The sequence below is a fragment of the Pseudovibrio sp. SCP20 genome (assembly GCF_057774105.1).
Genome location: NZ_JBYMDH010000001.1, coordinates 900,607 through 925,492, shown reverse-complemented (window position 1 = coordinate 925,492; position 24,886 = coordinate 900,607). Strand labels below are relative to the sequence as shown.

24 protein-coding genes are annotated in these 24,886 nt (G+C 52.9%); 6 read left to right on the top strand and 18 right to left on the bottom strand.

The annotated features are described in order from the left end of the window. Positions 1-74: 74 nt before the first annotated feature. The 5 genes from AC3CB2_RS04250 to AC3CB2_RS04230 form a co-directional block, all read right to left on the bottom strand. The gene (locus AC3CB2_RS04250; protein WP_037037856.1) at positions 75-1,598 is read right to left on the bottom strand and encodes a Ppx/GppA phosphatase family protein; all 1,524 of its coding nucleotides are present in this window, start codon (positions 1,596-1,598) and stop codon (positions 75-77) included. Then, positions 1,576-3,789 carry an RNA degradosome polyphosphate kinase gene (locus AC3CB2_RS04245; protein WP_208608752.1) on the bottom strand — a complete coding sequence of 738 codons (2,214 nt, stop codon included), beginning with the start codon at positions 3,787-3,789 and terminating at the stop codon, positions 1,576-1,578. The genes AC3CB2_RS04250 and AC3CB2_RS04245 overlap by 23 nt, the downstream gene beginning before the upstream one ends. 159 nt (positions 3,790-3,948) lie before the next feature. Then, complete coding sequence (locus tag AC3CB2_RS04240; RefSeq protein WP_008551821.1) at positions 3,949-4,629, bottom strand: P-loop NTPase family protein; 681 nt, start codon at positions 4,627-4,629, stop codon at positions 3,949-3,951. Next, on the bottom strand, positions 4,626-5,717 hold the full coding sequence (locus AC3CB2_RS04235) for an AI-2E family transporter (protein WP_008551950.1): 1,092 nt from the start codon (positions 5,715-5,717) through the stop codon (positions 4,626-4,628). The genes AC3CB2_RS04240 and AC3CB2_RS04235 overlap by 4 nt, the downstream gene beginning before the upstream one ends. A gap of 84 nt (positions 5,718-5,801) precedes the next feature. Continuing rightward, positions 5,802-6,125, bottom strand: a complete 324-nt coding sequence (locus AC3CB2_RS04230) for a hypothetical protein (protein ID WP_352930659.1) — start codon at positions 6,123-6,125, stop codon at positions 5,802-5,804. Here AC3CB2_RS04230 and purM point away from each other — a divergent pair. Both purM and purN read left to right on the top strand, forming a co-directional pair. After that, a complete protein-coding gene (gene purM / locus AC3CB2_RS04225) occupies positions 6,124-7,209 on the top strand; it encodes a phosphoribosylformylglycinamidine cyclo-ligase (protein WP_352930661.1) in 1,086 nt (361 codons plus the stop codon). The genes AC3CB2_RS04230 and purM overlap by 2 nt on opposite strands. Then, positions 7,206-7,859: a phosphoribosylglycinamide formyltransferase gene (purN, locus tag AC3CB2_RS04220; protein ID WP_352930663.1), complete on the top strand. Its 654-nt coding sequence runs from the start codon at positions 7,206-7,208 to the stop codon at positions 7,857-7,859. Before purM ends, purN begins: the two co-directional genes overlap by 4 nt. A 156-nt stretch (positions 7,860-8,015) precedes the next feature. Here purN and AC3CB2_RS04215 read toward each other — a convergent pair whose 3' ends face one another. Beyond that, positions 8,016-9,269, bottom strand: a complete 1,254-nt coding sequence (locus AC3CB2_RS04215) for a hypothetical protein (RefSeq protein ID WP_352930665.1) — start codon at positions 9,267-9,269, stop codon at positions 8,016-8,018. Positions 9,270-9,496: 227 nt separating this feature from the next. Next, the gene (locus AC3CB2_RS04210; protein WP_352930667.1) at positions 9,497-11,590 is read right to left on the bottom strand and encodes a molybdopterin-containing oxidoreductase family protein; all 2,094 of its coding nucleotides are present in this window, start codon (positions 11,588-11,590) and stop codon (positions 9,497-9,499) included. 225 nt (positions 11,591-11,815) lie between these two features. Between AC3CB2_RS04210 and AC3CB2_RS04205 the strand changes: the two genes are divergently transcribed. Next, positions 11,816-12,433 (top strand): HAD family hydrolase, encoded by a 618-nt coding sequence (locus tag AC3CB2_RS04205; RefSeq protein WP_352930668.1) that lies wholly within the window; start codon positions 11,816-11,818, stop codon positions 12,431-12,433. A 9-nt stretch (positions 12,434-12,442) separates the two neighbouring features. On the opposite strand, the gene AC3CB2_RS04200 is transcribed toward AC3CB2_RS04205, so the two are convergent. Then, positions 12,443-13,006: a TetR/AcrR family transcriptional regulator gene (locus AC3CB2_RS04200; protein WP_008551902.1), complete on the bottom strand. Its 564-nt coding sequence runs from the start codon at positions 13,004-13,006 to the stop codon at positions 12,443-12,445. 78 nt (positions 13,007-13,084) lie between these two features. Between AC3CB2_RS04200 and AC3CB2_RS04195 the strand changes: the two genes are divergently transcribed. Then, positions 13,085-13,483, top strand: coding sequence for a nuclear transport factor 2 family protein (locus AC3CB2_RS04195; protein WP_352930670.1), 399 nt, complete (start codon positions 13,085-13,087; stop codon positions 13,481-13,483). A 53-nt stretch (positions 13,484-13,536) separates the two neighbouring features. Here AC3CB2_RS04195 and AC3CB2_RS04190 read toward each other — a convergent pair whose 3' ends face one another. From AC3CB2_RS04190 to AC3CB2_RS04155, 8 genes are all read right to left on the bottom strand, one after another. Continuing rightward, complete coding sequence (locus tag AC3CB2_RS04190) at positions 13,537-14,127, bottom strand: TetR/AcrR family transcriptional regulator (RefSeq protein ID WP_037037926.1); 591 nt, start codon at positions 14,125-14,127, stop codon at positions 13,537-13,539. 209 nt (positions 14,128-14,336) lie between these two features. Then, positions 14,337-14,969 (bottom strand): TetR/AcrR family transcriptional regulator, encoded by a 633-nt coding sequence (locus AC3CB2_RS04185; protein WP_014285353.1) that lies wholly within the window; start codon positions 14,967-14,969, stop codon positions 14,337-14,339. A 117-nt stretch (positions 14,970-15,086) separates the two neighbouring features. Further along, positions 15,087-15,719, bottom strand: a complete 633-nt coding sequence (locus AC3CB2_RS04180; RefSeq protein WP_008551892.1) for a TetR/AcrR family transcriptional regulator — start codon at positions 15,717-15,719, stop codon at positions 15,087-15,089. Positions 15,720-16,218: 499 nt separating this feature from the next. Next, positions 16,219-16,824 carry a TetR/AcrR family transcriptional regulator gene (locus tag AC3CB2_RS04175; RefSeq protein WP_352930673.1) on the bottom strand — a complete coding sequence of 202 codons (606 nt, stop codon included), beginning with the start codon at positions 16,822-16,824 and terminating at the stop codon, positions 16,219-16,221. A gap of 224 nt (positions 16,825-17,048) precedes the next feature. Then, positions 17,049-17,663 carry a TetR/AcrR family transcriptional regulator gene (locus AC3CB2_RS04170; RefSeq protein WP_352930675.1) on the bottom strand — a complete coding sequence of 205 codons (615 nt, stop codon included), beginning with the start codon at positions 17,661-17,663 and terminating at the stop codon, positions 17,049-17,051. A gap of 506 nt (positions 17,664-18,169) precedes the next feature. Continuing rightward, positions 18,170-18,778, bottom strand: coding sequence for a TetR/AcrR family transcriptional regulator (locus tag AC3CB2_RS04165; RefSeq protein WP_352930677.1), 609 nt, complete (start codon positions 18,776-18,778; stop codon positions 18,170-18,172). A gap of 238 nt (positions 18,779-19,016) precedes the next feature. Then, the gene (locus AC3CB2_RS04160) at positions 19,017-19,589 is read right to left on the bottom strand and encodes a TetR/AcrR family transcriptional regulator (protein ID WP_008551788.1); all 573 of its coding nucleotides are present in this window, start codon (positions 19,587-19,589) and stop codon (positions 19,017-19,019) included. A gap of 380 nt (positions 19,590-19,969) precedes the next feature. Further along, positions 19,970-21,967: an inositol phosphate phosphatase SopB gene (locus AC3CB2_RS04155; RefSeq protein ID WP_352930679.1), complete on the bottom strand. Its 1,998-nt coding sequence runs from the start codon at positions 21,965-21,967 to the stop codon at positions 19,970-19,972. Positions 21,968-22,128: 161 nt separating this feature from the next. On the opposite strand from AC3CB2_RS04155, the gene AC3CB2_RS04150 reads away from it, so the two are divergent. After that, a complete protein-coding gene (locus AC3CB2_RS04150; RefSeq protein ID WP_014285347.1) occupies positions 22,129-22,566 on the top strand; it encodes a hypothetical protein in 438 nt (145 codons plus the stop codon). A 76-nt stretch (positions 22,567-22,642) separates the two neighbouring features. On the opposite strand, the gene AC3CB2_RS04145 is transcribed toward AC3CB2_RS04150, so the two are convergent. Both AC3CB2_RS04145 and ndk read right to left on the bottom strand, forming a co-directional pair. Next, entirely contained in the window at positions 22,643-23,116 is a 474-nt protein-coding gene (locus tag AC3CB2_RS04145) for a GlcG/HbpS family heme-binding protein (protein WP_041768472.1), read from the bottom strand. A 221-nt stretch (positions 23,117-23,337) separates the two neighbouring features. Then, the gene (gene ndk / locus AC3CB2_RS04140) at positions 23,338-23,760 is read right to left on the bottom strand and encodes a nucleoside-diphosphate kinase (protein WP_008551976.1); all 423 of its coding nucleotides are present in this window, start codon (positions 23,758-23,760) and stop codon (positions 23,338-23,340) included. A 501-nt stretch (positions 23,761-24,261) separates the two neighbouring features. On the opposite strand from ndk, the gene AC3CB2_RS04135 reads away from it, so the two are divergent. After that, the gene (locus AC3CB2_RS04135; protein ID WP_054782601.1) at positions 24,262-24,795 is read left to right on the top strand and encodes a DinB family protein; all 534 of its coding nucleotides are present in this window, start codon (positions 24,262-24,264) and stop codon (positions 24,793-24,795) included. Positions 24,796-24,886 lie beyond the last annotated feature (91 nt).

Sequence of the window (24,886 nt, the reverse complement as noted above, 5' to 3'; positions counted from 1 at the left end):
TAACCTACTGATAAATAAGAAAAGCCCCGGCAAGATTTGTCGGGGCTTTCTTATTCGTATCTATGTTGGATGGCTTAGAGCACTCTGACTTCAGCTTCCAGATCCATCACTCTTCCGAGCTGGTTCAGGCGTTTGGTCAGGCGGTCACCCTGCATGTCTGCAAGTTCTGCCGGCAATGCTAGGACGAGCTTGCCATTGACCAGAGACAGCTTACTCTTAAGCAGCACGCCTTTCATGGAGGCACTGATCAGAGCGGCAACACGCAAGGTCGCCCCAAGGATGCGCGCCAGCTTCATCAGACGCGGGTTGCTCAGGCTGCGGATTGCAGGAGACAGAGCGTCATCCATCAAGCCTTCGTAGCGATAGAATACGGTGAGTGCCAGATAGGCCCTGCCCGCATGATCGATACCGACAAAGCCGCCGTTGGAAATGATGTTCAGTGACTGCTGACCACGATAGTCCGGGTGTGCCCGCCAGCCAATATCTGTCAGCTGACACGCTGATATGCGCAGGCGGCGTTCGCCCTCACTCTCATCAACACCAGCAACACGCATGGCTTGCTCACTCCACTCAACCACTTCGGCTGAATAGGAAGGATCACGAGCCCGCAGAACGCCGAGCTCGTGCGCTGCGGTGATCAGTGGATCCTGCTTCTTGCCTTCTTCATCAAGCTGATCATAGAGATAGCCTTCGCGCACGCCGAGTGCAGAAAAGACGACCTGATCGGCCTGACAGTGCAGTAGTGTCTGACGCATCACGGTTGCACCGTATGGCAGGAGCGCGCGACGCGCCTTGGAGATCACTTGAATGCTTGGCTCATTGCTCAAATCATCGCGCATGAGCTGCTCGCAGAAATCAATCATAACTTCAGCAGGCACGGTGTAGTCATGCATCACGTGCAGCGGATAGCCTTGTTGGTACAGGTGCAAGCGGCCCAGTGATCGCCAGGTGCCGCCAATTGCATAGAAGTTTCGGTCTTTGGCCTTGCCAAGCCAATCGGCCTTTTCCAGCTCTTCGCGGGCGATTTCATTAGCTAATGCAAGGTCCTTTTCAGAGGACTCCTGCAGGCGAATACCGCCAAGCGGGAACGTGCGGCCATCACCAATGCCATGGGCACTGATGTCGACAAGCTCCAGAGATCCACCGCCCAGATCACCAACAAGACCATCAGCACGCCAGAAGCCGGAGTAAACGCCCATGGCAGAGTAGAATGCTTCGTCGCGGCCAGACAGGATCTGAACCTTGGCGCGGCAGATGTTCTCTACCTTAGCGATGAAGTCAGCGCCGTTCTCAGCTTCACGAGCAGCTGCAGTTGCCAGAATATGCAATTTGATGACACCGACATGGTCGCAGACACGACGAAACCGCACCAATGCACGCAATGCAGTGGCTACATTTTCTTCTCCCAAGCGGCCTGTGGCGCCTACGCCGCGCCCCAGTCCTGCCAGGATTTTTTCATTGAACAACGCTGTCGGGTTACGCGCCAGTCTTTCATAAATTACAAGACGGACAGAGTTGGAACCAATATCAATGATTGCTATTGGTCCGGGTTCTGTAAATCGTCCTCGAGGCTCATCACTCGTCGAGATATCTGTCACTATTTGGCCGTTCTACAAAAAGTTTCGGGCTATCACCCTGTAGCGAGCTACCACGACCAGACAGAGATGGGTTCGTCATGAAGAACTTGTGTGCGTTGAACGGATCTTCGTCTGGTTCTGCAACAATACGCTCATGACTACCGTCTGGAAGCAGACGCCAGCTTTGTTGATTATCTTCTAAGTTCGCAACCATGATCTGGTCGAGAATCTGCTTGTGAACTGTTGGCGTCTTAACAGGTACAAGTGTCTCCACCCGGCGATCCAGATTGCGCGGCATCATATCCGCTGAGGAGATATAGACATGGGCTTCATCTGAGGGCAACCCGTGACCATTGCCAAAGCAGAAGATACGGCTGTGCTCCAGAAATCTTCCCACAATTGATTTTGCACGGATGTTGTCAGAAAGGCCCGGCACACCTGCGCGCAGGCAGCAAATGCCGCGCACGACCAGATCGATCTGCACCCCGGCCTGACTGGCCCGGTACAGAGCATCAATGACACCCGGATCAACCAGAGAGTTCATCTTCATCCAGATCTGGCCCGGACGACCTGCTTTGGTGTGCGCGATTTCTTCTTCGGTGTGCTGAATGATGCGGGCGCGCAAGCTCATCGGAGAGACAGCGAGGCGCTCCAGTTCACCCGGCTCAGCGTAACCCGTGATGTAATTGAACACTTTGGCTGCATCGCGGGCCATGGCTGGCTCAGCTGTGAAGTAAGACAGATCGGTGTAAATGCGCGCGGTGATCGGATGGTAGTTGCCTGTGCCGAAGTGGCAGTAGGTTTTCAAACCGCCCTGCTCGCGGCGCACGACCATGGAGACTTTTGCGTGGGTTTTCAGCTCAAGGAAGCCGAAGACCACCTGAACGCCAGCGCGTTCCAGATCTCGTGCCCAACGGATGTTGGCTTCTTCATCAAAACGTGCCTTGAGCTCAACCAGCGCAGTCACAGACTTACCGGCTTCTGCCGCTTCAGCCAGTGCCTTCACGATTGGTGAGTTGTTGGATGTGCGGTACAGCGTTTGCTTGATTGCCACAACATCCGGATCCTGCGCCGCCTGACGGAGGAACTGGACGACAACGTCGAAGCTCTCGTAAGGGTGATGGATCAGAATGTCTTTTTGCTGGATCGCAGCAAAACAATCACCACCATGCTCACGGATGCGTTCCGGATAGCGTGGGCTGTATGGTGGGAACTTGAGGTCATCGCGCTTAACGTTCACGGCCTGAGACAGGTCGTTCAGCGCCAGAAGACCGTTGGCAAGGAAGGTTTCCTCTTCCGTCACTTCCAGCTCATTGGCGACGAAGGCACGCAGGCTTTCCGGTGTGCTTTCCTCAATCTCCAGTCGGATCACAGACCCACGGCGGCGACGCTTCAGTGCGGTTTCAAAAACGCGTACGAGATCTTCCGCTTCTTCCTCAATTTCCAAGTCTGAGTCACGCAGCACGCGGAACGCGCCTTTGCCACAGACTTCATAGCCCGGGAAGAGTTTGCCGATGAACAGCGAGATGATGGTTTCAATCGGGATGAAACGAGTGGCTTTTGGCCCTGCATCACGCGGTGTTGGCAGCACAACGAAGCGGCCAATCTGGCTTGGCATACGCAGCAGTGCTGTCATGCCTGCCCCGCCATCCACCGGGCGCAGATCAAGGATCAGCGAGAAGCCCAGATTTGGGATAAACGGGAATGGATGCGCCGGATCAATAGCCAGCGGTGTGAGAACCGGGAAGATGTGCTGGAGGAAGTACTCTTCCAGCCAATCAGTCTCTGCCTGGCTCATGTTCTGGGCTTCTACGATGAAGATGCCTTCATCAGCCAGCTCAGAACGCAACTGACGGAACCGTGCCTGCTGCTCACTTTGCAGCTTGCTGACCTCTACAGAGATCTTTTCCAGCTGTTCTGGCGGCGTCAGGCCGTCATCAGAGATGGTTGTCACATCTGCCCGTTGCTGGCCGCGCAGACCAGCCACACGCACCATGAAGAACTCATCAAGGTTGTTGGCCGAGATGGACAGGAACCGAAGCCGCTCCAGAAGTGGATGGCTCGGGTTCATGGATTCTTCCAGAACGCGGCGGTTGAACTGCAGCCACGAGAGCTCACGGTTTACAAAGCGCTCCGGCTTTTGCATCAGAGCCAGCCCTGTGTTCACCTCATAGTCTGCGGTGTCGGTGGTCTCGTCTTCCAAAGCGTTCATTTCCGTAAACTCATTCATTCCGTGTACCTCCGCAGCCCGTGGACCGGGTTCGCCAGTATCGGCGCACCTCGCCTAAGATTATCTGGCGATTGCGCTGGCAATTGTATGATTCTGGTCATTTAGACCACACATTTTTGACGGGAAAATAAAGCCAGGTGGCTACTCGCCCATACTCTCCAAGATTTTGGAGGCCATAACGCGAGAAATCTTCCGACCCGTCGCCAGTGCGTGCCTGTCCAGCATGTCTACAACATTGCGCGCAGCATCCAGTGACCGTTCAATTCGTATCACGAGGTAATCTATCACACTGGAGTCAACAGTTACCTGACGATCTGAAAAATGTTTGGTCATGACCATTGCGAGCAGCATGTCATCCGGTTCTTCGACCTGTACAGGCGTTGCTGCGCGAAAACGGGACGCAAGATCCTTTGTTTTCAAGTCGAACGTGTGTGGCCACTCACGGGTGGTCATCAGCATGTTGCCGCCTGTCAGACGCACCGCGTTGAACAGGTGAAACAGGGATGCTTCATCAAAGCCTGCGTGCAGATCTTCCACCGCAACCGGACCGGCTTCTGCCAGTGCTGTCAGGTCGAGGTATTCCAGTTCATCGCCGCCGACAATCTGTGCGCCGCTGAGCTCCTGCCAGGCGTTGACCAGATGTGTTTTACCCGAACCAATCGGCCCTTGCAGGGTGACGATTGGAGATGGCCATTCCGGCCAGTTGGTAACCAGATTGAATGCAGCCTGATTTGACGTTGAAACCAGATAATCATCAACCCCCAATGCCTCCTCATGGGGCAAGACCAAAGGCAATTGTTGTGGCCCTGTCGATCCTGTCATTCCAGTCCTTCCGTCTTATTGGTATTTTTGTAGTGACCTGCATAAAGCGAACTTGCAAGATATTGCCTGAGAGCAAATCTTGCTAGTACCCCAACCACTGCTGCGGCTGGAATTGCTATCAACATCCCCACAAATCCCATCAGAGAACCAAAAGCGAACAGTGCAAACATGAGCCAGACAGGGTGAAGACCGACACTTCCACCCAAAAGTTTGGGCTGAAGGACGTTTCCTTCGAGGAACTGACCGACAACAAAAACGGCAAGTACAGCACCGATCATGAATGGATCAGGCCAGAACTGGACCAGAGCGACACCGATTGAGAGGCCGAAACCGACGATCGCGCCCACATATGGAATGAAGCTGATGAGGCCGGCGGTGAGACCGATCAGCAGACCGAATTTCAGGCCGACGATGAGCAGGCCAACGGCGTAGAACGTTCCGAGGATCAGGCACATAAGGACCTGTCCGCGCACGAAGCCAGCGACCACGGAATCCATATCACGCGCGAGGGTGCGGATGGTTTGCTGGTAGTCGCGTGGGAGCCAGCTGTCGATGCGCTCGATCATGTTGTCCCAGTCGAGCAGCAGGTAGAAGGCGACCACAGGTGTGACGACTGCCAGACCGATGATGGAGATGAGGGCCTGACCGCCGCTCCAGATGGAAGAGAGTAAGCCGCCGACAAAGTTGGCTGCCTGGCCAACGAAAGCGCCCCAGTCGATCTTCTGGCCCTGCCCTGACAGGTTGGCGAGACGGTCCAGCTGCGGGCCGAGGCCTTCGCGGAGCAAGGTTTCCAGGTTTGCGGCCAGTTCTGGCAGGTAGTCCAGAAACGCGATCAGCTGTTTGCCGAGAATTGGCAGGAGGATCAGCAGGGCTGCGACGAAGACGATGAGGAAGATGAGCAGGATGGTGACCGTGGCCCAGATGCGTCCGAAGCCGTGGGTTTCCAGATAATCGGCGATCGGATCGAGGAGATAGGCCAGTGCCATGCCGGCGACAAACGGCAGCAGGATGCCCTGAAAGACAGTCAGAAACAGAATGAAGGCTGCTAAGGACAGCAACCAGAAGAACAACTGCTTGTTTACACTCATAAACGATCTCCAGGTGGAGGCAGGGAGCCCGGCGGCCAGCCGGATCTTCGGCGGTGCGGTTGCTCGCAAACTCATCTTTAAAATTTACGTTGGTTGTAGTTTCGATAGACTTATTACGTCAAGTCGCAGCATCAGGTTTGCCAGAGTAGCTACTCCACCATTTTGCCAGCGTGATTTGGAGGGAACCTTCATAGGGGTGAAAATCTTTCCCTCAAATGAAGAGATTTTCAAAGCGTCATTTATTTGCAAAAGCTTAGCTGGTTCTGCACAGATCTGCGTTTTTCTGAGATACCAGCTGCGATTCCTCTCTGTTTCGGCCTTGCAATTCCCTGCAGTTTTGTTTTTATGCCGCCAAATTACATAGGCGGCCCCGCCGCCACACTCTTGATGATGCGGAGCAGTATCCATGAGCCAGGACCAGAACGGCAAAAACGGCCTTACCTATTCACAAGCGGGGGTCGATATCGACGCCGGGAACGCACTGGTCAAGCGTATCAGCCCATTGGTAAAAGCAACGCGTCGTCCGGGTGCTGACAGTGATATTGGCGGCTTTGGCGGCCTGTTTGATCTGAAAGGCGCCGGATTTAAAGACCCTGTTCTTGTGGCGGCCAATGATGGCGTGGGCACCAAGCTGAAAATTGCGATCGACACCAATGTTCATAGTGGCGTGGGGATTGATCTGGTTGCCATGTGCGTAAACGACCTTGTAGTGCAAGGCGCTGAGCCGCTGTTCTTCCTTGACTATTTCGCCACTGGCGCGCTGGACGTGGACATGGCGACCGATGTTGTTGCGGGGATTGCAGAGGGCTGCAAGATCTCCGGAGCTGCGCTGATTGGTGGTGAAACAGCTGAAATGCCGGGCATGTATGCGGCTGGTGACTACGATCTGGCCGGTTTTGCGGTTGGTGCGGCTGAGCGCGGTACGCTGCTGCCATCCAAGGATATTGGCGAAGGTGACGTTCTGCTTGGTCTGGCCTCTTCCGGTGTTCACTCCAACGGTTTCTCTCTGGTTCGCAAGATCGTTGAGGTTTCTGGCCTTACGTGGGCTGATAAAGCGCCGTTTGATGCGGATAAAACCCTTGGCGAAGCGCTGATGGAGCCGACCCGTATTTATGTAAAGCCGCTGCTGGCAGCTATTAAAGAAACCAATGGCGTTAAAGCTCTGGCGCACATAACAGGCGGCGGCCTTCCTGAGAACCTGCCGCGCGTTCTGCCAGAAGGGCTGGCTGCCCGGATCGATCTTTCTGCAATTTCCTCTCCTGCTGTCTTCGGCTGGCTGGCTGATGCTGGTGGTATTGAGCAGTTTGAGATGCTGCGCACGTTCAACTGCGGTGTTGGCATGGTGGTTGCGGTTGCAGCTGACAAAGCGGATGCTGTTCGCGAAGTGCTTGAGCGTGAAGGTGAAACTGTTGTGACCCTCGGAACGCTGGAAGCAGCGCAGGACGGGACTGAGCAGGTTGTGTTTGACGGTGCGCTGGGTTTTGCCAAATGAGCACGCAGCCTAAGAAACGCGTTGGTGTTTTGATTTCAGGGCGTGGCTCCAACATGCTGTCTCTTATTGAGGCCGCAAAAGCCCCTGATTATCCGGCGGAAATCGTCGTGGTTGGCTCCAACCGACCTGACGCGAAAGGTCTGGAACGCGCTGCTAACGAGGGCTTTGCGACGTTCGCGCTGGATCACAAGCTTTACGGCAAGGACCGTGAGGCGTTTGAGCGTGATCTGCACGCCATGCTGGAACAACACAATGTAGAGCTGCTTGTTCTGGCTGGCTTTTTGCGTTTGCTGACGCCTTGGTTCGTGAACCAGTGGCAAGGACGGATGATCAACATCCACCCTGCTCTGCTGCCGAGCTTTCCGGGTCTGCACACTCATGAGCGAGCGTTGACCGAGGGGGTACGCATTCATGGAGCGACGGTGCACTTTGTTACCGCTGAGATGGATGTGGGCCCGATCATCGCGCAAGGCGCTGTCCCCGTTCTGGACGGGGATAACCCGGATACTTTAGCGGCGCGTGTGCTGGCGGTTGAGCATCAGATCTATCCGAAGGCTCTGGAGGCGGTTGCAAGCGGCAAAGCGTCCGTAGACGGCTTCCGCGTGAAGATTGACGGCACAGAGCAAACGGAAGAAAGCCTTATTTATTAATAGGATAAAGCTCTTTTTAAAGAGACAAACAAAAGGCCGCAGACGCTTGTGTCTGCGGCCTTTTTTCGTTTGCGTTGCTATGTGCGTTCGTTTGCGCGATTTGCGCTTTTTCTGCGTTCAAAGCGGAGTTGGTACCACGCTACCGCAGTCAAAACGTCAGATCAGAACTTCACCCTCTTGTAGAACCAAATCTTCGAGTTTCACCATTTTGGACTGGTCCTTTACGCTGCGCTCGGTCTGAACGTCTGTCTGCTCGATAGCATCTTCGTCAGGTGCGGTTTCCAGATCAGCATAGATGACATTGGACTCTGCTGGTGGCGTTACCTGCTGAGATGCCTGAGGGGCTGGCCTGTTGAACTGAGCGAAATATGACTCGAAGGTTTTGAACTCTCCTGTCGTCTGCAGCTGAGCCATGTAGCCGTCGATGTAGACGTCCTTCCCTTCCATGAATTTATTCAGCTCATCCAGGCTTTGGAAGTTGGTTCCAAAGTTGCGGTTCGTGATTTCCACTGTACGCCGTGCGGAGTAGCTTTCTGTGTTCTCACCCAAGCTTTTCGCTTCCACATTCTGTAAGACGGTGCCGGTGTGCACCTCGTCGTATGTTGGGGCCGCAGTCGTCTTTGGCTCCAGATGTTCGTATACCCGCGGAGTATCGTAGTGATGCGGTTGTGGGCGTGGGGTATCATACAAAGGCTGCGCCGGTATACGCGGGGTATCGTATAGAGGCTGTGCCGGCAGACGTGGGGTATCGTAAAGAGGCGTTTGTTGCACTTCAGGACCCGAGACCTCAGCGGTTCGGGTGCTGCTCGCGTAGCCCAAAATGCGCCCCTGAGCGCCTGAGACAGCAGCGTCCAGAGCTTTCAGGCTGCGGATATCAACCTTGGCAACGTCAGCTAGTTTGCGATGAGATCCATCATGCTCATTATACTCGATCCCTTCAAACACGCTGGCCTTAATACCGGCCATCATTGCTTTGAGGTCAACGACAGGTTCAGCCTTGGTGGATGCCTGCTTTATTGTCTGAGCGATCGTCTGCTCTGCCAGCTCCATGAACGGCGCCCAGTTGTCTTTCGCCTGTTCCGGAGAGCTTTGGGTTCGTCCTAAGAAGTGACCGATACTTCTCGACGCTTCTGACAGGGATTGTTTCACGTTGGCAAACTGACCGTGTGACAGAGCGTTTGCAGCAGATTTGAGATTGTCTCCAAGCCCACGCTTATGCTGTGGCAGGTCAACCTGAACAGAATAGATCCGTTCCCCAGTCTTCGGATCCCCTTCCCGACGACCAAAAGAAACGATCAGATCATCCGTATCTACATTTAACTGGGTCGCATGCTCAACACGGGCCCGATTTACAAGATTTTCGACAGCACCGTGAAAGTTACTTGAACCACTTATACTTAATCCACTCATCCTAACACCCTTCACTACATCAGACTAACGCTGAGTCATAAAACTCAATCGGAACCCTTTAATTAAAAATACCTTAGGTCACCTGATGAAGTTCGGAGTGTCGCTTAATACTATGAGGGCTCTTTTTCGTTCACATATGCGTTCAAAATTTGTGAACTGAGGAAAACATCACTCTCACATATTAAAGGAACGGGATCACCGCTCCCAATATGCCAAGGAGAACTGCCTTACGCTTTGCGTACCGCGATATGGATGTCGTGGAAGGCAGCGCCGCCGAAGGGGGCGGTTTGGTCGGCGCTGGTGAGCGTGTTGATACCGTTTCCACCTTCATGTGCCGCATTTGGCCAGATACCTTCTGCGACCACTGTGCCCTTTTGCGGACGATCACCGACAGCAGCGTGCAGGATAACCTCACCACGGTGGTTGGAGAGGATGATCTTGTCGCCCTCCTCCACGCCCAGCGCAGCAGCGTCTTGCGCGTGCAGCATAGCTGTTGGACGACCTTCCTTCTTTACAGAGCTTGGGGTCTGGTTGAACGTGGAGTTCAGGAACGAGCGTGACGGCGATGTGACCAACCGGAGTGGATGATCCTGTGTCGGCAGCTCGTTGACATCCCAATGGTCCGGCAGGGCCGGCATGTTTTGCCATGGGCCCATTGGACCGTTGTTTGGTGCAGGCACTTTGGCCCAGTCCGGTTTGAAGCGGAACTTGCCGTCTTCATAGCCGAAACCATTGATGTAGTGCGCTTCCTCAAAGTCTGGCTGACAATCAAGCCAGCGCTTTTCTTCCAGCTCTTGTAGACCGCCCGGATACTTGGAGTTTTTCAACATCCAGTCGATGTGCTCGCGAGAGGTCATCTTATGGGCTTCGTGCTCTTCTCCGCCGAGGCGTTCGATGAGTTCGTTCAGCACATAAAGGTTCGGTTTGGCGTCGCCCGGAGCGTCGACCAGTTTTGGACCAAACAGGATGTTCTGGTGTCCGCCGCCTTTGTAGATGTCGTCATGTTCCAGAAACTGGGTTGCTGGCAGGACGATATCGGCCATCATGGCGGTTTCGGTCATGAACTGCTCATGAACCACGGTGAAGAGGTCTTCGCGGGCGAAGCCTTCTTTCACGAGGGTCTGTTCCGGCGCCACTGACACCGGATTGGTGTTTTGAATGAGCATGGCGGTGACCGGAGGGCCATCCATAAGCGCTTCCTTGTCCCCTGTCAGGATACGGCCAACCTGAGACATGTCGAGCTTGCGGATAGAGCTGTCGTGCAGCGAATGGGCTTCGACCATCGCCATGTTGAGGCCGAAGATGGCGCCATTGTTGTGAAACGCTCCGCCGCCTTCGTATTGGTAGTGCCCACCCACGACGGCGATACAGCTGGCCGCGTGCATGGAGACAACGCCGTTGCGCTGACGGGTGAAACCGTAGCCCAGGCGGAAGTAGGTCTTTTTGGTTTCGCCGACCAGTTTGGCAAATTCTTCGATCTGCTCCACGGTGAGGCCTGTGATCTCGCTGGCCCATTCAGGACTGCGGGTCTTCAGGTGCTCTTCCAGCTCTGCAGGTGCGTCGGCGTATTTTTCCATGTAGGCGCGGTCGGCATAGCCATCACGGAACAGGACATGCATGACGGCACAGGCGAGCGCAGCGTCGGAGCCCGGTTTCAGGACGAGGCCGATGTCTGCCTGTTTCATGGTCTCTGTCTTGTAGACGTCGATAACAACGATCTTGGCTTTACGGGTTTTGCGCGCCTTGATGGCGTGGGTCATGACGTTGACCTGCGTCGCCACCGGATTGGTGCCCCAGATAACAACTGTATCAGCAAGTGCCATTTCGCGCGGGTCCGGCCCAGCGAGCTTGCCGGTGCCTGCGATGTAGCCTGTCCACGCCATATTGGTGCAGAAGGTCTGGTACATGCCGGAATAGCTTTTGGCATTGCGCAGGCGATTGATGCTGTCACGCTGAACAAGGCCCATGGTGCCGGCGAAGAAATAAGGCCAGACGGTTTGCGGGCCGTGTTTCTTTTCCGCTTCCAGGAACTTCTCTGAGATGTCCTGGAGCGCCTCTTCCCAGCTGATTTCCTCGAACTGTCCGGAGCCTTTGGGGCCTGTGCGGCGTAACGGCTTGGTCAGGCGGTCGGGATGGTGCAAGCGCTCGGAGTATCGGGCGACTTTCGCGCAGATGACGCCAGCGGTGTAGTCGTTGTCGCGCGTGCCATGAATACGGCCAATGCGTCCGTCTGCATGTACTTCAACCTCGACTGCGCATGTGGATGGGCAATCGTGAGGACATGCGGAGGCAAACCTTTGTGGTTTTTCTGGCTTAGACATGCTTGGCGTACTCGATAAACTTTGGCGTTCTAGACTTGTTCTCTTTGCACAGACAGATCACGGGTAACGCTCAAATTGTCAAGAAAGCAGGCGCAAAAAATTCGTGAGTTGACGATTTCTTGAAACGCGCCGTGGGTTTTGCTGCGTCCCCCTGAGTGCTTCGGCTTGCAAGAGGTGCCGGTTCTGGGGTTTCATAGCATACGGTTTTAAGCTTGAGGGCCATCCATGTTGCAGGATATCGATGTCATCGCCTGGGATTTTGACGGGGTGCTCAACCGCAATATAGTCAATGACCGCTTTATCTGGATGCAGCAGTTCGAAGAGGACATGGGCATTTCGTGGAACGCCTTTGCCAAGGAGATGTTTACCGAGGACTTTGATGAGGTTCTGGTGGGGCGTCTGGACCTGCGCGACTTGCTGGGCCGTTGGGCAAAGAAAGCGGCGTACACGGGCGATCTGGATGCGTTTTTGCTTTACTGGTTCGAAAAAGACGCTCACCCGGATTTTGATCTGCTGGCCTTGATGCGCAAGCTCTCCAAAACACATGTGCGGCAGGTGATTGCCACCAACAATGGTGCGCGGCGGACCCGTTATATCGAAGAGCAGATGGGGTACAGGGACCGCGTGGAGACGGTGTTCTCCTCCGGGCGCATGGGCGTTGCCAAGCCCAGCGCGGAGTTTTTCATGCACATTACGGGGGAGCTGGATGTTCCGGCGCACCGGATGCTGCTGATTGATGATCGGGAAGAGAACATCATGTCCGCGCTGGATATGGGATGGCGGGCGCTGCACTTTACGCCAAACACCCGCGAGCAAATCATCAAGGTGCTGGGCTCGTTCTAGTCCCTGCCCTTACTTCTTCACCGCTTCCCACGCCATGTTGACGAGAAACTCTCTGTCTTTATCGGAGACAACACGCTCTGTGCTGAGCAGCGTATAGGCTGGGCCTACAATGAGCGCAGATGCGACGGACCAGGAGATTGGCTTTACCGCACCCAGTACCTGCCATGTGGCGTAGAGGGCCTCTCCCTGCATATGGACCTTTTCCATCTGCTGCTTGATGGGAGCGAAGTCTTCTTCTGACTGGGCTTTGACCTTAAGCTCCTCAAACAGGCGGAACAGATCGGGATTGGCGCTTCCCCAGCGCAGCAGACCGTTGACGGAGGCCTTGATGGTGTCTTCAGCACTTGGGCTTTGCGGGGTGTTGCGTGTCTCTCTGGTCCAGCCAGCCACCGCCTGATCCCACAGGGCCACGGCTATATCCGGCTTGCCTTTGAAGAAGTGGTAGATGCTGCCTGTCGTGGCGCCGCTTTTACTGCGGATTTGCGCAATAGACGTGTTTGCATAGCCCTGCTTGAGAAACAGCTCCAAGGCTGCATCCAGAATGGATTGATATCGATTGTTTTCGCTGGCCACTAGAGCACCATTCTATTCTGACTAGAACATCGTTCTATTACCTGCTAGAACGATGTTCTAATATAGGAGATCTGCGATATGTCTGCAAACGAGAACCTGATTAGCGCGAAGAGATTTTTAAAGGCACTGGAAGAATTTGATTTTGATGCTCTGAAAGGTTTCTACACGGAAGATGCGGAACAGACCGAGCTGCCCAATCAACTGAAGCCGAAAGGTGATCATCGGACCGTGGATCAGCTGGTCGCCGATTTCTCCCGCTCCAAAGGCATCTTACGCAAGCAAAGCTATAGGGTTTCCAATGAACTGGCCTCAGATGACCGTGTTGTGCTGGAGTTCATCTGGGAGGGAGAGCTTGCCATCGCCATCGGGACACTGTCACCGGGTGATACAATGCGGTCTCACTCTACGGTTTGCATGGACTTTAAGGATGGCCTGATCCATCGTCAGCGCAACTATGATTGCTTTGAGGCTTTTTAGAGCTTGGCGTATTCTTATCCGAAAACCGGAACCACTTTTCGGGAATACGCTGTTTAGTAGTTGCTGCCCTTCTTGAGGTGATTGGCGAGCACTTCCATGCTGAAGTTGGCCATCTTGTAGAGATCATCGTGAGACATGCCATGCTGCACCATGATGGAGATGCCTTCAAAGATGGTGGCGAAATACTGGGCCAGTGCCTTTGCTTCACCAGGGTTGATCAGCTCTTTCTCGCATTCAGAGAACTTGTAGATGAAGTGCTCCAGACCTTCGAGCTTCATCTTGCGCAGTTCTTCGGAAAGATCAGGGTCGAGCCCAGCGATATCCATGAGGGTATGGAAGCGCATGGCCGTGCCAGCAACGTATTGCTCCCGGGAGAGCTCGATGAACTCGTAGAGCACCGCCTCCACCGCCGGGTAGATCTCAGAATGAAGCGCAAGGACGGATCTGAGCTGGCGGTAGAACTTGGCGAAGTACCAGCGAAGGGCCGCGGCGCAGAACTGCTCCTTGGTGGCGAAGTGGCCTTCGATGAAGTCTCGTGACGTCCCGCTTGCGATGGCGAGATCTTCCAGCGTGGCGTGCTGGAAGCCCTGCAACATGAAGACCTTTACGCAGGAATCCAGTGCAGTTTCGAGTTCAGGTGACAATTCACCATCGTGTATGGGATCTAAAGAGGACATGAGAGCAGTATACGTTGTGGGTGAAAGCCAGCAATCTCGATCTCCCACTATGGGAAACGAGTGAAGAAGACCCGGTTCGCGTCTTGGTGGATTTAGTTCATCTTCTGGAAACCAGTGCTTCGTCTCTCAGCTGCGCTGGCACGACCTAAGAACGGACGGATGCATTCTGTTGCCATTCAAGTTCTGTCGAAGAACCTTTTTTGCTCCGGAGGCGGTGCAGTCTTCATACGAGATTCAAGCACTTCCAAGCTTACACGAGCGAGTTGGTACATGACTTCGTCCGGGGTGTTAAACTTCACCATCTCGTAGAACCCCTCAATCACTGTACGAACATAGTACGCAAGGATTTCGACATCCTCCGGATTTTTGAGCTCTGATTGGCACTGTCTGAACTTATTGAGCATCTGGCCCTGCCAGTCGGCTTCCAGGGCCTCGAATTCTTTTTTCACCTCATCATCGACATAGGAAATATCGACGAACGTTCTGAGAAATAGGCCCTTGTTTGCATGTATCTGATCACTGCAGATTTCAATGAACGCAAAAAGGACGGCCTCCATGGCAGCATATAAATCAGAATGCATGGCCATCTCATCGCGGACATGGCGACTGAATTTGAGGTAGTACCAGCGTAAAGCTGCGAATGTTAAATCATGCTTGGTTGCATAGTAGCCTTTGAGGGCCTCTGGAGAAATAGAGCACGCCTCGGCGATGTCTTCCATGGTCGACGTTTCATAGCCTTTCAGCAGAAAAACCCGAACACAGGTATCAAAGATGTTCTCGACTTCCGGCGATAGTTTTTCGGCATCCATATTTCGACGCGCTCTCACACTAAGTACACTGTACTTTCTTTAAATCCCAAGGCCTCCCAACCATACTCAAGGTCATTCTCATTATCCGTTTCAAACCAGCACTACTGGCTTGCGGACTTACTTAGCCTTCTTTTTGGAGCCCTTCTTTTTCTTGGGCTGACCATGTTTCATACGCACTTCCAGCGTATCCAGGCTCATGATCGCAACTTTGTACATGAGCTCACATGGCGTGCCATATTTGATCAACTCATACAGACCTTCAATGACCGTCAGAAAGTAGTGCGCGAGCGCCTCAACTTCAGACGGATCTTTGAGTTCGTCCTTACATTGATTGAATTTATCAAGAACCTGCACTTCCCAATCATCCTGCAGATCCTCAAAGGACTTCTTCACCACATCATCGACATAGGCAATATCAATGAAGGTGCGCACAAAGAGGCCTTTATTGGCGTGGACCTGATCACAGCTGATTTCGATAAAGGCGAACAGGACAGCCTCCATGGCGGAATAAATGTCCTGATGCATGGCCATTTCGGCGCGCATTTGACGGCTGTACTTGATGTAGTACCAGCGCATAGCTGCTGCGGTCAGCTCTTCTTTGGTGGAGAAATGTTCTTTGATGCATTCAGGCGTGCAGCCGCCGGCCTCGGCAATTTCTTCCAAGGTGCTTGTTTCGTACCCCTTAAGCAGAAAGACCTTCACACATTGATCGAACAGGTTTTCAATTTCGGGGGTTACCTTACCGTCCACTATCTTATCGCACGATTTCATGGCGCCGAGTATATGGTCTCAGAGGTGCTCCTCAACGCTGTTCTAATCACATGGAAAACAACATTGCAAAGACATCGCGCTTACTGCACCAATCCTTTTCACGTTCTGTAAAGGAATAAAACCTTCCGCTAAACGCCAGTGGTTGACGTTCCATGTCAGGCAAGGTTTCGACAAGTACCCACCTTCTGTTTTCATCATTTAAAACAATGGATTATGTGAATGGGTGTGGTCTTTCTCAGCCCAGCGACAGGGCTTGGCTAGCTTATTAAACTTTGTGCTTAGTCTTGTTTCGTGGCTTTGCAGGAGGCGTTGACAAACAGTCGTTCGACCTCGGCGATGAGGTTTTCAGGCTACGCAGGTTCACGCATACTTGTAGCGGGGCGTAGAGGCACTACCAAGCATCCTCCTGCCCGCAAATAGCAATATGTTCTCATTTTGTTCTCAGCAGCACCTATAGGGTGAGCATAGGCACGCTGTTTTAGTTTATGCGGTAGCAGTCCAGCACCTTCATGCTCATGTCGACGACGCGGTAGAGCTGTTCTTTGGTAGCGCCGTCCTTACATTGGCTGGCGAGGCCTTGCAGGGTGGCGGCGTAGAAACGGGCGAGCGTTTCGATATCGGTGTCTGGCTTCAGGCTGTCTTTGCAATTGGTGAGCTTATGGGTGATCGCCCCCACCATAGTGGTGCGCAGTTCCGTTATTTCTCGCGCCAGGATGCTGTCCTGAGTAGAAATCTCCAAAAGGCCAGAGGACAACAAGCATCCGTCAGACTCGTCTTTGTCGCAGAGCACGTCCACACATTCGTAGAGCGCAACGCGGATGGCATCGACGCAGTTGGAGTGCATGGCGAAGCCGGACAGCAGACGACGGCCGTAATTGTGCAGGTACCATCTGGTGGCTGCGGTGTAGAGTTCTTCCTTGTTGGAAAAGGCCCCTTCTACAAATTCTTTTGGGACGCCCATGGCGTCTACCACATCATCTAAGGAAGTGGACTCGTAGCCGCGCTTCCAAAACATTTTGACCGAGGCTTCAAGCATGGCCTCGATGTCTGGAGATATTGTTTCCACGTGCAAGTCATCCTTCATAAGCATATCCACATAGTACCTTTCATAAGGCAAAGAACAACCGATTATTAATGCTAGGAAATTTACGCTTAAGGTGCTCTGCAGGAAATCAGAATAAATTGAGAAAATTACGATCAGACGGCTGCTTGAGAAGTGGGGGCCGGTACGGCTTTGCTTCGCTTTTAAGGTGGGCTGTTCCTGAGGGGCGTCCAGTCCACCTTTCACCGTTCAAACCTGTGAGAGTTTCAGTGAACGACAGGTTGGTTCTCCAGTCTTTCCAGGCTGGCGTCTGCGAGATTGTAAAGTGCTGTTCGATCCACACCATCACAAGCCTGCTTGATGATGAGAACCATTACCTCCGTATAGAAGTCGGCAAGTTCCTTTGCATCGAAGCGAGAGGTGAAGCGCCTTTTGCAGCTTTCCAGCTTTTGAAAAATACGTGTGTGAACCTGATCCCGAAGATGTGCCATCTCTTTGGCGATCACACCATCGGTATCCGTGATCTCCATCAGTTCTACAGAAAGGAGGCTGCCATGAGGGCAGTCATCTTCGCAGAACAGTTCAATGCACTCGTAAAGGACGATGCGAATGGCTTCGACAGGATTGGAATGCATGGCAAAGCCAGAAAGGATCTGGTGCTCATATCTGGTCAGATACCATTTGACCACATTTGAGAACAGGTTGGCTGTGTCATGAAAGGTTTTTGATAAACGTTCTGTTGGCACCCCCGTCGCGGTGCTGATCTGCTCCAGCGACGTGGCTTCCACCCCAAAATTTGAGAACTCATGGATGGAGGCTTCAAAGGTTTTCGTGAGACTGATCGGTATCGGTCGATCAGTGTCAACTGTCTCGGATTGCATTGTAAATCTCCCGTTCTTTATTGAACGAGTATTCAATGATAGGCCCTTTTACGTAGGCAGCAACTTACCCTCAAGCGAACGAAACGAATGCTTAACAAAGGACTGCAGGATCTTTTGATTTTGAGGAAAACTGATGTAATCAAGTGTTGTCATGTTATATTATTACGCTTGATTTTATCGATTCTTTATTCTGCTAAAGGAGTATGACCTAACGTCTGCTGCTATCAATTGTGGCGAGATTTCGAAGTTTTGTCGCAGCGATTTTCCGGTTTGTTACAAATGAAATCTGGGCTTTTGCGTGACCAGAATAAAGCGTCGCTATCAATCCCGCCCAGATTGGCTTTATCCGCCCTGCCCTTAAAAACGGCGTTTTGAAAACTGCAACCTGTGGGAGGTGAAAAGTTGAAAGGCACGTTCCGAATTTACGGCACCCAAAAGGGCAAAGAAAAGGGCCTGACAGAAGTTCATTTCCATCAGGCCCTATGATCGGGATTGGCTATCGATACTCATTTTCGATAGGCCTCCAGAAGTTCAAGACTAAGATCTGCCACACGGTACAGTTCATCACTTGGGATACCGTCAGCTGCCTGACTGGCGAGGCCTCTGAGCGTGGTAATATAAAAGCGTGCCAACACGGGGATGTCTGCAGTGTCCTTCAGGTGGCGTTTGCTGCCATTCAGTTTGCACAGAATGGTGGCATATACCTTACGCCTCAGCGCCAGTAGCTCCGAGATGAGGATCCTATCGCTGTTGTTCACTGCTGCCAGTGCGTAGGACAGCAGCTTGGCGTGCTCACACTGCTTGTTGCAGAACAGGCCGATACATTCATAAAGCGCACCACGCAAAGCCTCTGTCGGGTTGGAATGCAACGCGAACTCTGAAAGCAGCTGGCGTCCGTACTGGTCCAGGTACCACATTACTGCTGTGCGATAGAGATGCTCTTTGCTCTCAAAGTTATTACGCAGGAAGTTATAGGACACGCCGGATTCCCGGCAGACGTCGTCTATTGATGTACGGTGCACTCCCAAGCGCCAGAAGACTTTAAGGGACGCTCTGAGGGCTTCTTGCATGGAATGCGGGAAAGTCTCGTTGAAGGTAATGGTCTCTGCTTCCATCGTCTGCCTCCCTTTGGCGGTGGATAACCTAACCAAAAGAATAAGAGACCAAGGGCTAAGAACAACAAACTCACGAGTGCATGAGAAACACCCTTAACACAATCATTCGCGATACTCGGAGATATTATGTAAATCACATTCTTTAGTTTGCGTAATATTACAAAATAAAAAAGACGTGATCATGTAATTTTATTACGAAACCACGCCTTAAAACGTAATTTTAGAGCCCGAATTATGGTCAGAAACGACGACAGGCCTGCAGGACACTCAAACTGTGATCTGCGATTTTATGCAGTTCTGTCGGGCAGTTAACGTCTCTTGCCTGAACAGCCATGCCCTGAATTGTGGCGCCAAAGAAGCTGGCAAGGGCTTGAAGGTCAGTTCCTTCGACAAACTGGGTTTCGCAGGACTTGAACTTGTCTGCGATGATCTGGATGGTCTGCTGGCGCAGATCCGCCAATTTGCGCGCCAATGCGCCTTGAGCATTAGAACTTTCGACCAATCCGGTAGAAATCATACAACCAGAAGGATGGTCTCCGCCGACAAAAACCTCCACGCATTCGTAAAGAACGGTGCGAAGTGCCTCGTAAACGCAGGAATGAAGCGCAAGGCCAGACAGCATTTGCCGACCATAGCTGGCGGAATATCTGTCGATGGCAGCCAGATACAGTTCCTCCTTGGAGGAATAGGCTGCATACAGACTTGGTGGTGTGATACCCATTGCAGTGACTAGCTCATTTATCGAAGTCGCCTCATAGCCCTGTTGCCAAAACAGGTTGCTCGCGATCTCCAGTATTTTTTCTTTATCCAACCGACGGGGTCTGCCGCGGGGGGCTTTTTCCATTTCCATAGCGATCACTATATATATTGATTGAAATTTTAATCAATCATAGTTTTACCAAGGGTCTTCCTAGGGTTTCCTGCATTATATCACCCTCCCCACCTACGTATTACTGATGCATATCAAAGTGTTATGCAAAAACCCGTAGTGATGTTTTAGTGAAATCGCCGAGTGTCCATACCGCTAAGGTATAATAACAGATTGTCGCAGGGCCTTGCGGTGGGGATTTGGGGCTCCAAGGCATGGAAGGCATGCTCTCCTTCTTCTTGGATAAGGTTCCGCTGTGCCAAATAAAAGAGCGGCGCATTGGCCGCTCTTGGTGGTGTTTCGGTTTTGCCTTGTTGGACTGATCAGGCTTTGACAGCTGCGGAGAGGCCCAGCAGGCTTTTGGAGTCCAGTACGTTGTCCAGGTTGGCCTGGACTTTGAACATCCCGCCTTCACCGACTTTATAGCCAGCCACGCCAGTACATGCTTTTTGTACGGTCTTGCCGCCCATGACCTCGGAAGACAGGCTCAGCATGGCGTTCTGGGCTTCGGTGCGCTGACCGTAGATCTGCGGCACCTCTGTTTTTTCAGTGCGCCCTGCATTCAGGCTCTCCACTTCCATGAGGCGGGCTTTAACTGCGGCATCCAGATAACCGGTGCGGTCTTTACCGGACATGCAGTTGATCGCTGGCACGGCACCGGCTTCGTTGGCAATCAGGTTCACCAGAACGGCGACACCGTAGGCATTGCCTGCGGAGCGGCGCTGTTTGCCGTCGTTGATCGCTTCATGCAGTTGGGTGCTGTAGTTCTCAAGGCGGGCCACTTTACCTGTATCGCCTACCGCCTGTGCATCGGCTTTCGCCTGATCGACCATTTCATCCAGTTTTCCGATGAGCGGCTGGTTGTGGTTGTCTGCCCATTTCCAGCCGGTGAGACGATCTCCCAGATGCTTGCCGATGGTGCCAGAGAACATGCCTAGCTTGGCAAAGCCGTTGACGCCCATGCTGAATGGCAGGACGTCTACGGCCACTTTGACTTCGGTAGGCCCCACGTCCGGCAGGTCAACGGTGATGGTCTGCGGCTCATTCTGTGCACGGCCCCATGCTTCCTGCTGTCCGGTCTCGTAGGTCTTTGCCTTAGATGCAGCTGTGAGCAATGAGGTGGAGACGATCTTCAGTGGGAACGGTTCTCCGTTTGGATGATCAGTACGCCATTGAGCGATATCTGAAGCCTTTGTGGAAGCAGCTGCTGTGATGACTTCACGTGTGCGGTTATCCGCACCTTTAGTTGTCAGTTCCGGATTGTTTTTGACACCAAACGGGAAGTTCACGCCATGGCGGACGGCAGCATATTTGGTGGTCTCACCTTTCAGCTCGCTGACCCAGAGGTTGACGGCGTGATCAGTCTCCGAAATCGCCGTGGAGCTGATGCCGTTTACATCGCTGGTCTGGTAGCCATCCTTCAGCACCTCCAGTTTTGCAGCAGGCGTTGTGGTCGCAGTGAAGGACAGTTCCGGCAGTTCGCCTGTGCCAGTAGCTCCCAGCTCCTTCTGCGTTGCTGCATCAAGCTTCACCGTCTCAGTCGTGGTCTGCCAGTTGGCCTCAGCCTTATTCAAAGACTGGGTGATGTGGGCTGATAAAAGCTGCTGAAACTCTTTCTTCACCGCCTTGATATCACTTTTAGAGACTGTTGTTCCTTCTGTAGTTGCTGCCAGCTTGTAAGCTTCGACAACTCCTTTCTGAATATCTTTGTTCAGCGCCTTAGACGCCTTGGCGATGCCTTTGATGTCCTCTGGGTTTTCATCAATCTTCGCTTGCAGGCGATCGAACGCCTGCTCGACACCTCCGCGCGCTGCGGCTTTAAACATGATCTTATGGGTGCTCAACCCTGCTCCACTCAACTCTCCAATAGCATCATTTGCAGCTGTTCTTACGTGGGTTTCAGCGCGTTGCTTGATGTTATCTACTGTGGTGTCCAGTCCGTTGTTGCTTGCTTTGAACTCAGCAACCTTGTTGTTCACCAGAGACTTTGTGGCGCCCGTTTGAGCCGGTGTGGCCTCAGTCTGAGTGGTGCGTGCGCTACTGGTGAAGAATGCTTTGATACGGGTCAGGACACTCTGGGTCTCACGGCCTTCCGACGGTGTGTTCACGCGTGCGGCCAGGCTGTTGTGGGAGGAGCTGGAGACTTTTTCTCTGACAAAAGCCACAATTTTGTAGAGGGTGCCATTGCCGCTGCGCACTTCTGACGTGCTTGTGGAGGTGTTTTCGGCAGCCGCTGTCGTGCTTTGATTTACAGCATTGATATCAATAGCTTGAGTGGTTGCCGGTGAAATTGTCGGTGAAGCTCCTGTCGCGATTCCCATATCTCGTCCCTTAAAATCGTTGTTTTGTGGCGCTTGATGCGCTTTGTTGAGACCAAGCATATGGAAAGCAGGAGGGCGTGTTGTGTCCTTTGGCACGCAAGTGGATGGATTGTCTCTGCTAGACAGGGTTCAGATCAATTATCACGCCTAAAGGAGCGCCCGTGTCGAACTTTCAATCAGCTGCCAATGAGTTTCTGGAGAGCATTGATCTGAGCCCAATGCTGGAGGACGATCTGGACGGTGAACTCGTTCTTGAGATCAACCAGAACTTTTCTCTGGTTTTTGGATTTGATCAGGTGAGCGAAACCTGCGTGCTGCGCATCCTGTTCAACGATCTGCCGACAGATGTGCATGTGCTGAGCGAGCTGCTGCAGAACAGCAATACGCTGGATGTGGCGGGCTACAATCTGGCGTTTGGCATTGATGTGGGCCAGTCCACGGCTTATGGCGAGGTTCGCATTCCGGATGACGAGATCGAGGTCGGCCACCTGAAGCAGCTGTTCCCTGTCTTCCTGCAGGTTTCTGAATGGTATGCTGAGATTAAAGGCGGAGCGGCGACTGAACTGCCGAGCCAGGACCACACGCAGATGTGGCTCTGATCTTTTCAGCGGATACAACAAAGCCAGCTCCGTTTGGGCGGAACTGGCTTTGTGAAACTTTATAGGCTGGCTGAGATCAGCGCATGGCCTCAACAGCTGCTTTTGCGCAGGCTGCGTCGTTTTCCATGGAGCTGCCTGCCACGCCGACTGCGCCGACGAGTGCATTTTCACCTTTGATGACCGGCAAACCACCTGCGATGCCCAGAATGCCCGGGAACTGCTTGTAGACCGGTGCGTTCTCCAGAACCTCATTGACCTGCTCTGTTGGCATGCCCCAGGACAGAGAGGTGTTTGCTTTCAGCGTTGCGCCTTTGTAGCTGGCAGGCAGGGCCTGATCCATGCGCGCAGACGCCACCACATCTTCACCGCGATCGATGATGACGATGGACATGTTCCAACCGTTCTCTTTGGCCATAGCCACACAAGCGCTGACGCCTTTGCCAGCTGCATCAAGGCTCAAATATGGCCGGGTGTTTTCCTGAGCGGTTGCCGCGCTCGCCACCAGTGCCAGAGATGCGCCCAAGAGAAGAGATTTTGCATTAATATTCATGAATTTATCTCGCGCTCCAATTTCCCACGTGCGCGCGGACTTAATTTGAGAAATGTGTCAGAAGCAAGGGGCGCCCAGCGCAAAGCTGAGTTTATGCAGTAACTTTTAGTCGGCTCGGGCGGATTTATGGGTATTTTGGCAAACAAAAAGCCCGCCTAACGCAATCAAGCATCAAGCGGGCCTTTTGGATTTCAGCGATCAACCAAAATCATTCAGCTAAATTAGCCAACGATTTCGGTGCCGGAGAACCAGTAAGCGATTTCTTCAGCTGCTGTTTCAGGAGCGTCAGAACCGTGTACTGAGTTTTCGCCGATGGACAGAGCGAATTCCTTACGGATGGTGCCTTCTGCAGCGTCTGCTGGGTTGGTTGCGCCCATGACTTCACGGTTTTTCGCGATTGCGTTTTCACCTTCCAGAACCTGAACGATGGTTGGGCCGGAAGACATGAATTCAGTCAGTTCACCAAAGAAAGGACGCTCTTTGTGAACTGCGTAGAAACCTTCTGCTTCACGCAGGGACATCCAAACGCGCTTGGATGCAACAACACGGAGGCCAGCTTCTTCGAGCTTAGCGGTGATAGCACCGGTCAGGTTGCGCTTGGTTGCGTCCGGCTTGATCATGGAAAACGTGCGTTCAATCGCCATCGTTATTACCTGCAGTTTCTGCGAGCTTCCAAAAGGCAGCTCTCTTTAAAAAATCTTTTTTCCTGTAACAGCTCAAAGCCGCCACAAAGGTTCGCGCGAGATATACTTAAACTCTCCCGTAAAAAGCAAGAGGGTATATCCGTATTCCCACGTTGTCCTGCGCAGAAACAGCAGAAAACGGGCAATTATGACTCATTGATGACGCTTGCGCGGCCTCAGGACCGACTTATGCCAATGTGCCCTTGAGAGAGTTCAACATGCTTTTGGGAAACACCCATTGGATTTTAGGGGTGATTTACACATGACAGAGTGACGCAAATCTGGCCATTCCAGAAAAAGAACTGCTGTTCCAACAGGTTCAGGTGTTTGCATAGCAGATATGCATTTCAGGTTGCGACTACACGTCTCCCCCTGGGGCCGCTTTTGTTTGAGGTGGGTCAATTTATAGGCGTTCAAAGGCGTGCATTGTTCTTGCAACAGACATAGCAAGAGGACACCCCTATGAAAGCAGCATTTGTAATGTATGCCTCCTATAACAAGTGGGCAAACGATCTATTGCTTAAGGAATGCGATCAGATCACGTCGGAAGAATACCACCGCGATCTGGGCGTCTATTTCAACTCCATTCACGGCACCATGGATCATCAGTTTGTGGCCGATAAGGTCTGGCTCTACCGCTTTACCGGTCAGGGCGACCCGATCGACAGCATTGACGAGCAGTTGACCGGCGACTTTGCGACCTTGCAAGAGAAGCGCCGCTTGCTGGATGACCGTATCTGCTCGGTGGTTGATCAGATGCAGGAAAAGGACTTCCTGCGCACCATGATCTACCGCACCGTTCGTAAGCCGCTGGTGATGCAACAGCCTCTAGGCGCGGCGCTCTTCCACTTCTTCAACCACCAGACTCACCACCGTGGACAGGTGCACGCCATGCTGACACAGCTTGGTCGTACTCCAGCGGCATTGGACATGATCTACTTCCAGCGTGAAACCGGTCAATGGATGGCAAAAGAAGAGGATATGATCACGGCCTGATAGATCCCTCATAAAGTTCAGCGGAGGTCCTCTTGTCTCTCCCTGAACACAAATTGCAAAGCAGCTTGCCTCGTCTTCAGATCGGGCAAGC